A 10385-nucleotide genomic window follows, 5' to 3' on the forward strand; every position below is an offset into this window, starting at 1 on the left:
ATTGAACTCATGCCATCGGATTTTCTAAGCTGCCTGCACGGCAGCAAACAGGATTACGCCATCGGCGCTGACGTGGCGGAATTTCTAAGCTGCCTGCACGGCAGCAAACTTCAGCGCTTTAAAGTCATATTTTTGGGTCATTTTCTAAGCTGCCTGCACGGCAGCAAACAAACGCAGCAAAGAGGTTGCTCACCCGACGCATTTCTAAGCTGCCTGCACGGCAGCAAACAGGTGACCTATACCGTGCAGGGTTGGCGGCAATTTCTAAGCTGCCTGCACGGCAGCAAACGAGGCGAAAGAGATAGTTAATCGCCTCATAGTTTTCTAAGCTGCCTGCACGGCAGCAAACGCTGGCCATCAGCTTCAACGCTTCAGCTGCTTTTTCTAAGCTGCCTGCACGGCAGCAAACTGTAATAAAAATACGCCAGTACCCTGTTTATTAAACATAAATCAGAGCACTGGCTGGAAAACCCTTTTTTCTAGCCCTCTCATTACACCATTACAAAACAATCAGTTAGCAATAGTGGCAAAAAAAGGGTTAAAACCAGGGGACGGTGGTACTGCTACTTAAACCATAGGCAGAGAAATTCCCCGGCTGAGCTTGTTCCTGCAATTCACCATGCTGAATATAAATTCGCATCGTATTGCCGTTCGAAAGGCTACGCAGTTGAATAAACGGCAACCGGAGCGATCTCTGCTGGGTATCCGGTATTTGTTCAAACGCCTGCTGCTCAGTTAACCACCCTTTGGCAATCGAGCGCTGCCGCTTGTTATGAGCGCTTTTTGCCTGTACTCGCCTCACCGTGCGGTATTGCACCGCCTCAGGCACTGGCAATACCGCACTGCAGCGAACATAGTCACGCAAGCCTTGTAACCAACTTTGCTGCATCAGATGCTCAATATCCTGCACCGAACCGTGTAAACGCAGCACGCTGCCCAGAGTCTTATCACTGCCAGGAAAGCTAACGCCTATTTTCCCTGCTGCATAATGCCCTAATGCACGGTGTAATTTGGCAAACAGATTATTGAGCAAATCCTGTGCCGAGGTTTCCAGATCGGGTTGAACCTGAATATCCAAATAGTGATCCATAATCACCTCGCTTAGCTTGCATCACCAAAGACGCCACCGCGAATCAACATAGCCATGACATAGTGCTGCTGTGCCACATCAGGCTCTTTGCCTTTCAATACCCAAGCATCCAGCAAGTTATAAAAATCCAGCTTCTCGCGCGGTTGCCGGTAAGCCTTGCCGCGATTGGTAACCGAACCATAAGGCTCTACCGCGATCGCGCCGACCTCCGCCGACTCTGGGTGCCAGGTATCAATGGTACGCAAAGCATTACCAATTTTTTGCGAGTGCATGGCGGCTACCTGATTCAGTTGGAACAAGAATTTGCTCTTATCCCCTTTCCCGCCCCCCATCACCAACTCTTGCGAAGGGTAAACCGCCTGCCCCTGCCCCAGCCGGACAAACGCCTGAACCTCAATAAAGGTATATTGCTGCCCATGCTGGCCCGCTTCTATGGTTTTGCTTAACTCCAGCAGATCGCCAACCACCGGCGGGAACTCATGCAAATTGTGCGCGTAACCGTCAAATACCCAAGAACGGCCACCACCATTCACCCGTACCTCAACCTGTTCCGCGCCAACACGGTTACGCCACAGAAAGCGGCCACTGGCAATATTGGTGGCATAACGCCCGGCAAGTTCACCGAATCCCTGGCGGGCAACATAGCCCTGAATCACTGCGGCCAGCGCGGCCTGATAGTCAGGATCATTACAGGTAGACGGCGTCGCCAGCCCACCGAGTACGCGCAGGGTAAAGCTCACTCTTAGCGTGTCACAATCAAAAGGTAATGCCGCCACATCCACGGTTTGCAGGTTGGCTTTTTGAATCTCTGCGTCCAATTTCGCAGAATCGCTACTGATAGCGGCTTTCAAACGGTTGGAGATCGTGCCGCGCACCGCCTTTTCCTGCACCAGAATAGGCTGCCAACCGGTGACATCCGCCCTATTTTGCCAATTCCCCGCCGCCATAATCGCGTCAGAACAAGCCAACTTGCTTTCAAATGCCAGCACCGATGCCGTTTTTAATGTGTTAGTTGCCATGATCCAATTCCTTTTTCATCAGAAAAAATCGAAATCTTCTTCGAGTTGAGAAATGCCATCTGTCGCCGCGTCAGGTTGTGCCTGGCACAGATACCAGTCCTGATCGCAATGGTATTGCCAAAACATCTGCCGTAAATCGTCAATACTGTGTGGGCTTTTCCATTCACCAATGCCGTAGACCGCCTCTGCGAAACGAAAAGGCGTCGCCCGATCGCGGCTGTTGTTCACCACGCCCGGTTCATAACAAGGCGAAATAGCACGGAATCCGGTCATCATCGGCACCAGCCAACCGCTGGCTGGCTTGGGCTGATAAACCCACTGCGCTTTGTTGTTTTCATCCAGTACGCCATTCTCATCTTGCACAGGCACCGCCTGATATTTCAGCGCCGAGAAGTCGAGCCAGGCATCCAACAGATCGGCCTCAGGTTGGTTTTGCTGTAGGCGTAACAGGTGCTGCTGCAACAGGGAGGAACGATCGAGCAGTACAAAGCCCGGTAGCAGACGCCGGGTAAAGCGCGTTCGTTCCTGTATCGTCGTCGGGAAAGCCACAATATCGATATCCTGTAGCCCGTTAATCGTCCCACCAGCTAATCGCTGGCTCTGGCACAACGGCAATAGATGCTCACGCAGCGCCGCAATGCCTGCTTCACCGCCAGAAATCAGCCCCCGGCACTCCATCACCAACGAAATCTCCATCTGCATTCGCCCCTCTTCAACAATAGGGGTCGTATTTCCTTCTTTTGTCAGCGGGTTACGCGTTAATCCAAACACATAATCCCCCCATCCCGAAGGCTGATAGGCCTGGATCTGATGGTGATGGCACACCACCGCACAACCCCGCAGTTCTAGACCATGGCTCTGCTGGAGCTTGCGCGATAGCGCATGGGTATAACCCAAGAGTTGAGTGATGGCAGGGAAACCGTAAGTCAGCCCGGCAATGGTGTTGACGTTGCTGACCTGAAGGTGGCGCAAGGTGATTAATGTGCTCATGCTTCTTCCCTCCGCCCGAGATCAAATTCCCTGAGGCGTTGACTGAAAACCTTCTGCCAGGCCTGACTTTCGGCTTGGGCAAAGGTCATCCGCTGATGCTCCAGTTTTCTATTCAACCAAGAAGCAAACTGCTTGGCGATCTCACCCGGCCAGGCATTTTTACTGCGTTGCAGCTGAAATTCTGCGGCAGGATTATGCGGATCGAGCCATATTCTCTGCGCAGCAAGTAAGTTACAGTCAGGATGCGAACTCCACCCGGCCAATTCGGTCAGGGACTGTATCTCAGCGGCGTAACTCAATAAGGTATCCACCAGCGCCAGCACATAACGCCCACGCTGCTGGCGGATCTCCAACGTACTCTCTTTATCCGCCACACTGAGTAGGTAGCTTTTCAGTTGACCGACCTGTTGCCAGGTACGGCGGTTAAATTCACTGCTCTGCAAGATATCTTTGCCGCCGGGAGGGGTTAAGCGGCCACGCCAGTTGGGCGGTGCGCAGGAGAGCAGCAGCATTTTGCCGCCACGCATACTGTTCAGGATGGATATATTTTGCGGTTTAGAGCCACCGTAAGACTGGATTGCCGTACCGGGATAACTGACTTGCAGTTCATTATGATATTTCCCGGCCTTTTTCGCTTCGCGGATCTCTTTGGCCTGTTCACCAAAGCGACTCTGCCCAATACGGCCATAGATTGCATGCGCCAGAGAAGAAGGAAATAAAGGGCTTAACAGATGGTAGTTTTGTTGATTGATGGGGAAGAAGATCTGTTTGGCGAGAGTGTGCGAACTGAGATCTTTATCCACCAGCGCCAGCTTAAAACCGGCCAGCCATTGTTCTAACTGCTGTGGATCGGCGGTAAAAGGGGCGAAAGGAGAGATATCATCCTGCGCGATACGCTCCGCTACGCTGGTGCCATTCGCGGTGAGCTGCAATAGTTTGGCCACGTCCAAAGCGGCGGCGTTGCCAATTGCATCGGTTTCCAGTTGGTTCAACGCCAATGTGGAGAGATAGCCTTTGGCAATGCTTGGCTCTCTGGCATCCAGCACACCGCTCCCCTTTGCGTCACCATGGGTAAACTTCAGTGCGTGAGTCACCAGGCTGATCTGTTTAGCTCGTTTAGCCGCCTCGGTTAACCAGGGAATATAGGCAAACTGATGATCCAGAGCCTGGAGCTGCGCCTGATATTCCGTATTGATTGCTACTCGTCTCGCTGCCTCTGGCTCCTCCTTTAGCGCTTTTTCGCAGCTTTTCTCTACAGGTTCCTGTTTAACTCTTCGTCGCTCATCGATATAACCAGCAATGGCTGCTGAGAGCCCGGTATATTCCATAAAGTGATCCTCACATTAATGTAGCCCGTGCCTTACTCAAGGGCGCGGAACACGCCTAACACCGGATGATATCGCCATGCTACGGAGGTACTCTCCGCTTTCCGCAAGCGGATCTCGCCATAGCGGGCGCTGATTTCGTTGAGTTCCCGATCAAATCGTTCAGCCAACAGCGGGTAAACAGTGTCGGCATCCAACTTGAACCAAGGCTGATTACCCGCAGCCAACGCCAGCTCTACCGGCTCAATAACATCAACCGGTACATAGCAAGGCGGCCTGGCATGCATGTCATATAAGCGAAAATCGGCAACCTCACCGATCTCCTCCAGATAAAGAAAATACTGCTCATCCTCTGCCGATTGGCGGAACGGGGTAAGACGCTGAAACTCCGCATGCCAGGTGGGCTGATCCAACCACCAGCGGGAAGCGCTGAGCAGGGGCTGCTCGCCGCGCTTGTCCTGGAATAAGATGCACCGCAGTTGAGCATGTTCCAGCTCGGTAAAGTTGTCGTATTGCTCTTTCAGTTTAAGTGGCTCTGGTGATAAAATACGCGGTAACGCATTAATTTCCTGGTACTTGATGTCACGCAGCAATACGGAGAGATCGTGGCTGGAAAAGCGGCGTTCCTGGCTTTCAAAACCGGGGTGACGGTAAGCCAGCACCTTCCCGGCCAAGGCATTAATGTTGTGCGTGAGAATAACGATATTCTCCGTCTCGGGTGGGTGCTGCCGATGCCGCTGTACCCGCCCCGCCAGTTGAATCAGTGATCGCATGGAACTGGGTTCGACTATCGCCCAATCGTAATCATGATCGCGCCCCACCTCTGCCACCGAGGTTGCCAGCACCACAAACAACTGATTCTCTTCCGGTGCCTGTTGTATCGCCGCCTGAATTTCTGGCTGATGCCAGAGTGCGTCAGGATCGTAACGTGTCAACGCCGCATCAAGCCGGGATTCGATATGGGAGCGCTGCGCCAAGGGATGCTGGCTGTGGTAAACACAGTAGTGAATCCGATAATTTGCTTCTGGTGCCTTCGCCATCAATGCTGAAGCGAGCGCCACTAGCGGATCGATATTGGCAATGCGTACCAGACCGATAGAAACCCGTTTCCCCGATGGGTGGCACTGATGGTGGGCTTGATGCAGAAGCGACATCTGCTGTTGGATCACACTAACTATCGAGCGCACCGCTTCCAGCTTGCTATCATGCTTGCCGCTGACGGCCACCAGCCTAACCTTACGCAGCACTTGCTGTCGGCTCAGCAAATTCTGCGCACGTTGCAGAACAAAAGCCCAATGCTGTTGTTTAAAGCTTTCCCGGCCTGCAATGCTGCCGTGGCTGGTGCCATATTCATCCACCCAGGCACAGCAAATCTCGCCTGGTGGGTTCGGTTCGCCGTTAACGCTGGCATAATCCATCCACCCGCGCTGGTAGGCTTCAAATAACGCCACAATCAGGGCCGGTGGTAATGTTGCTGATGAGAGCAATACCCGGCTCCCCAGCATCCCCGCCCAGTTAACCAGCCGACATAACGCATGAAGATCGGCTTGGTCAAAGTCATCGGGTTCGTCCAGCACCAGATCCGACGTTAGCAAGCGCAGCATCGGCGCGATCTGCTTGCCCCCTCGGACACCTTCCGTTGCAGGCATCAGATGGTCGATAGTGCTGACGAGGATCGGGGCGCTCAGCAATTGCTGTAGTTTTGGGCTTTCTTTCAGCCAGCGGCTTAGGCGGCCATCCTCCAGGCTACCGTCGTATTTGACATACATATGTTCGGCAAACAGGTCATCTGCCGACTCGCTGCCTGGAGCCCGCGCTTGTTCCTGCTGATTAAGCTCCTTGACGGCGGCAGAACCCATCATAACGGCCAGGTCATCATCCTGTAGATGCAGCCTATCGCGCAGCGCCTCACCGGTCTGCAACGTCAGCGTCCGTAACCCCAACGCCACGCTGAAACGGCAACCCAAGGTCTCATCCGCCAAGCCATACATCATCCGCGCGTTGGCGAACGTCTTGCCGCAGCCGGTTGACGCCATATTGACGCCAAAAAAACCTTGCCGCCGAGTCTGTTCCCTTAACGAACAGGCAAGATCATAGGCCTTATCCTGCCAACGGAACCGGTTTTCGGTCGCACGCTTTTTAAAGTCTTTATGCCGGGTTATCGCCGGTAAGGACGCTCGCAGCGCAGGTAAACTACGGGCCAGCAGGAAAGCATTATGAGCAACACCAACGTTATGTTCATCCAGCCGCTGTTTAAGCTCTTTGGTGGTGCGATCGGTGTTGGCAAAAGCGGCATAGTTGCGATCTTGCCACTTTTCCGTCGCGGGCTGTGCTGAATAAAAGTGATCTGCCAGCATCAGCACCAGACGAGAAAGATGCAGCGTAAAGCGCTGTTCAAACCATCCTGCACCGTTGTAGAGCGCATGAGTTTGCAGAGCACGCCGGGCAATTTCCTGCGCCTTCCTGCACCAGGTTGCACTTTTAAGCGGCGTTCCGTGCGGGAACTGCCAGTTCTGCTCGCGTACCGCTCCCGCATAGTCATTCATAAACTGCGGGGAATTCCAGCCAGGGGAAAAGCATGCGGTGAGCCAACTCGTATGGAATTTAAGATCCGGGGGATTTTTATACTCGGGCCAGCGGCGGGAAGCGGGGTAAACCGGCAGCCGATGATGCGAGACAATCAACCAGGCAACCACCTTCGCCAGCGGCGGCAACGCGGTGAAAGGGTTCTGTAACGTTCGCAGATCGTCAGCAATCACATTGTCCAGCAGCGCTGGCTCATCCGCAGCGCTCACCGCCGCCAACGCCTGCAACCACTGCGCATCGCCCCGCTCAGCGACAAAAGCGGTAAATAGCCGTAAAGAGACCCACTCATGTCGGCAAGGCTCAAAAGCCACTCCTGGCTTCAAGAGTTTATGTTGAAACAGACGATTAGCCTTACCGAAATCGTGAAACAACCCGGCAATACCCGCCAGCAACGCGATAACCTCTGCATTGTGCCACTGGTTTTCATCCTGGCTGCGCAAGATATCGCGCTGCGTGCTGTTCGTCGGTACCGTGCCCTGCGCATTAAAACGGCGCAGATTACCCACGATCCACAACAGTTCCGTGTTATTCGCCCCCCGGATCCAATGGCAAGCCACCGCCGTATTGCGCTTGGCGGTTTTACGCAGCAGTTTCCGCAGCGTATTCAACCCTTCCTGGGTAATCGGTGTTTGCCAGGTACGATCCCCTTTCCGCTCGGCAAATTGGTCCAGAATACGACGGGTTTCTATCAAGGCTTTTTTACTGCACTGTGCAACCAGCAAAATATTCATTTACCCACCTGTGACAGGCTTTCGGCGGTATCCTTCAGGGTATCGATCATCACATCCAGCGCATCCGCCTGCTGAAACCCGGTGAGGCAGCGCTGGCGAAACTGCTGTTCATCTTCCCCGGCCATTGCGGCGATAAAGGCTTGAGGCAGAATTAAGGCGTCTTTAATCAGATCGGCAATATCAAACACCAAACCACCGCGCCGGGTTTTCCCATGCAGTATCGACAAGCCATGCGGCAGGCCAATCACCCAAGCCGCCGTCGCGCCAAGGCCATAAGCCAGATAGTTACCGTGATCTAAAAACCGGTTCGCGACGTCGATACCGCTACCGCGCTTAGCCCGGCTGAACTCACCATACTTCACCCCATTGGCCGCCAGTTTATACAGCGCTTTAGTTATGACCGCCTCTTGTGCCAGCACATCGTTACTGTTCTGACAGGCAGATAACCGCTGGATAAAATTGTCCAGCACCGGATTAAGCTGGGCAGCATCAACCTCAAACGCCTGTTCGCGCTGCATACGTGCCGAAAGCCAATGGGTACGGATTTGAGCGATGCGCTGCTGCTGAAAAGCAATGGCCGCAGCCAGACGTTTTTCATCGTTAAACCAGAAGCTCACCCAATGCTGTAGATATTCCGTTGGCCGGTATTCGCTGTGTGAGGTTAACCAGGAAACATCCACCTCCACTTCATTGGCGGCAAACAGCGGCGTTCCGCCACCGCCACAGAATCCAACCAGTACCCCCGCTTTAGCAAACTCACGCATGGCGGCCTGAGTGACAGAGGTTCCCGTGCCCAGCATCACTGCCGTGGTATTGGCAATGGGAATATTCCAGTACAAAGATTGTTTACCTTCGTCTGTGACATATTCCACTCTGCCGCCGTTAACCAGAATGCGGCAATGTTGCAGATAATAAAGATTGGCACGCTTTGAATGCAGAATGGTTTTTAAATCAGAAGGCGAGAATTGATTATTCATGGCAGCCAGACAATCACCGAATCGCTAGATCACAATACGGTCAGCGATTCGGCCAGTCCATGCCGCTCTGCTTTAATGCCGCTGGCAGTATCTTCAAAAAAACGATCACAGCCTGCCTGATTCAGCGCACCGCGTTGCAGATCGAGGCGCTGGTCACCGGTTGAAACCCGTGCATATCCCATCAGCATGGTATGAATGTCCCGTTATTACGCTAAAAAGCAGTATATCGGAACATAGAAATGCAGATAGATTAAAATAACGCCGAACATCACAGTTATGAGCAAAAAACACATAGCCATAAAACGTCCAACAAACCCTCGTTTGTTGGACGTTGCTCAAGAGGTATTTATCAGAAAGTGGTGGGCTGTTATTCGATACCGTATCTTTTATCGGTCACGAATTTGGGCTCTTTCCAGTTTGGGCCTTTTTTATAGCCACTTTTTCCGTTAGATGATATATCTCCTTTTTCTCGCATATTTTTCACTAAAGAAATCAGTTCAATGTTTGATATGCGTTTATTACCATACATAGTGCAATATCCATCTAATTGAGGATGAGATATCCCATTTTCTTTTCGTCCCGACAAGAATAAGACTATGTCCCGGATTGGTTCATTTTCAAACATAGTTTTAAAATCAATCATATATTACCTCTAAATTTATTCATCACCGGCTTTTAATGCTTCTGGCGTGTATAGCAGAGAGCGATCGCTACTTAATTTGTAGTCTTCCAGCGTCGCCGTATGAGTATTATTCCACGTAGCGCCATTGTCATCAGGCGATACTCCATCAGGAACACCAACTGCCCTATAACGCTCCAATTCCCTGATTTCATGGGTATAAAAACGTTTGTCAGTATCGGTTGCCAGCAATTCCCCCTTCAGTATTTTTTCCAGGCGCTCGATCATCACCTTGTTATCTGGGGATTCACCAAATCGGCCAGTATGCAATTTCACCTTGTCCACACCTGCGCGGTCAATCTTGGCACCTTTCCAGTCGAGGTTCTGGATCGGGCCTCCTGCTTTCTCAGTGTGGTAGTCACGGCCACTGTATTGCCCTTTGGCGTTGGATTCACCATAAAGACTGCCCAACATCACATAAATCGGTTCGACACCGGTTCCCGCAGCATCAGGCTGCCAGTAGATAAAATCCCGAATATCTTTGAGATCATCCACCGGGTAGGGGGTTGTGACAATGCTGGCAACCTGCTTTATTTCCGTGCCGGTATGCACTGGCATGACAGGTACCGGTGAACTGTTGCCGGTATGCGGTGGTGCTGCTGGCCCAACCGGAACCGGGTTAATCAGGATGGTGGTTATCGGTTCCCCTGCCACCGTAGGCAACGTGATTTTATCCAGCCCAGTTTTCTCATCACGCACCGCCCTCAGCACCGGCACGTTCGCAGAGACGCCGTTTATGCCCGTTTTAACCAAGGCGGCATACTGACGACCATTCTCCACCGTGATAAAACCACGCACAGGCAGATTGACCGAGGTCATTTCAGGCTGAACATTGACTTTACCTGCGGCCATAAGGCTAGCATGTACGCCAAGCATCATGGCCCTGTCCCTGCCAAGCATTTTATCAATATCACTCTGGCTTGTCGCGGATCAGTAAAACCGGACACCTCAATAGCCTGTTAATTTAATGACAGCCAATTGAGGTAAT

The 10385-nt window shown here is 52.4% G+C and carries 9 protein-coding genes and 1 CRISPR repeat array (1 of these 10 running past the window's edge); all 9 genes read right to left on the reverse strand.

The window, feature by feature from the left end:
* Positions 1–409: a CRISPR direct-repeat array (repeat unit 24 nt; unit sequence TTTCTAAGCTGCCTGCACGGCAGC); it begins 1179 nt to the left of the window's first position.
* A 129-nt stretch (positions 410–538) separates the two neighbouring features.
* Positions 539–1090 carry a type I-F CRISPR-associated endoribonuclease Cas6/Csy4 gene (cas6f, locus tag IV04_RS01320; protein WP_037396294.1) on the reverse strand — a complete coding sequence of 184 codons (552 nt, stop codon included), beginning with the start codon at positions 1088–1090 and terminating at the stop codon, positions 539–541.
* Positions 1091–1101: 11 nt separating this feature from the next.
* Complete coding sequence (gene csy3, locus IV04_RS01325; RefSeq protein WP_037440538.1) at positions 1102–2109, reverse strand: type I-F CRISPR-associated protein Csy3; 1008 nt, start codon at positions 2107–2109, stop codon at positions 1102–1104.
* Positions 2110–2127: 18 nt separating this feature from the next.
* Positions 2128–3099, reverse strand: coding sequence for a type I-F CRISPR-associated protein Csy2 (gene csy2, locus IV04_RS01330; protein ID WP_051916533.1), 972 nt, complete (start codon positions 3097–3099; stop codon positions 2128–2130).
* The gene (csy1, locus tag IV04_RS01335) at positions 3096–4427 is read right to left on the reverse strand and encodes a type I-F CRISPR-associated protein Csy1 (protein ID WP_037396300.1); all 1332 of its coding nucleotides are present in this window, start codon (positions 4425–4427) and stop codon (positions 3096–3098) included. Before csy1 ends, csy2 begins: the two co-directional genes overlap by 4 nt.
* Before the next feature lie 32 nt (positions 4428–4459).
* Positions 4460–7741, reverse strand: a complete 3282-nt coding sequence (cas3f, locus tag IV04_RS01340; RefSeq protein WP_037440540.1) for a type I-F CRISPR-associated helicase Cas3f — start codon at positions 7739–7741, stop codon at positions 4460–4462.
* Positions 7738–8718: a type I-F CRISPR-associated endonuclease Cas1f gene (cas1f, locus tag IV04_RS01345; RefSeq protein ID WP_037396526.1), complete on the reverse strand. Its 981-nt coding sequence runs from the start codon at positions 8716–8718 to the stop codon at positions 7738–7740. The genes cas3f and cas1f overlap by 4 nt, the downstream gene beginning before the upstream one ends.
* 29 nt (positions 8719–8747) lie before the next feature.
* On the reverse strand, positions 8748–8906 hold the full coding sequence (locus tag IV04_RS01350) for a recombinase family protein (RefSeq protein WP_037396524.1): 159 nt from the start codon (positions 8904–8906) through the stop codon (positions 8748–8750).
* Positions 8907–9085: 179 nt separating this feature from the next.
* Entirely contained in the window at positions 9086–9361 is a 276-nt protein-coding gene (locus IV04_RS01355; RefSeq protein WP_037396521.1) for a hypothetical protein, read from the reverse strand.
* Between the two features lie 15 nt (positions 9362–9376).
* Positions 9377–10276, reverse strand: a complete 900-nt coding sequence (locus IV04_RS24930) for an S-type pyocin domain-containing protein (protein WP_235212855.1) — start codon at positions 10274–10276, stop codon at positions 9377–9379.
* Positions 10277–10385 lie beyond the last annotated feature (109 nt).

Source organism: Serratia sp. Ag1 (assembly GCF_000743355.1).
GTDB lineage: Bacteria > Pseudomonadota > Gammaproteobacteria > Enterobacterales > Enterobacteriaceae > Chania.

Coding starts and splice junctions, on each gene's coding strand:
- cas6f (WP_037396294.1), bottom strand. CDS start 1,090: ATGGATCACTATTTGGATATTCAGGTTCAACCCGATCTGGAAACCTCG.
- csy3 (WP_037440538.1), bottom strand. CDS start 2,109: ATGGCAACTAACACATTAAAAACGGCATCGGTGCTGGCATTTGAAAGC.
- csy2 (WP_051916533.1), bottom strand. CDS start 3,099: ATGAGCACATTAATCACCTTGCGCCACCTTCAGGTCAGCAACGTCAAC.
- csy1 (WP_037396300.1), bottom strand. CDS start 4,427: ATGGAATATACCGGGCTCTCAGCAGCCATTGCTGGTTATATCGATGAG.
- cas3f (WP_037440540.1), bottom strand. CDS start 7,741: ATGAATATTTTGCTGGTTGCACAGTGCAGTAAAAAAGCCTTGATAGAA.
- cas1f (WP_037396526.1), bottom strand. CDS start 8,718: ATGAATAATCAATTCTCGCCTTCTGATTTAAAAACCATTCTGCATTCA.
- IV04_RS01350 (WP_037396524.1), bottom strand. CDS start 8,906: ATGCTGATGGGATATGCACGGGTTTCAACCGGTGACCAGCGCCTCGAT.
- IV04_RS01355 (WP_037396521.1), bottom strand. CDS start 9,361: ATGATTGATTTTAAAACTATGTTTGAAAATGAACCAATCCGGGACATA.
- IV04_RS24930 (WP_235212855.1), bottom strand. CDS start 10,276: ATGATGCTTGGCGTACATGCTAGCCTTATGGCCGCAGGTAAAGTCAAT.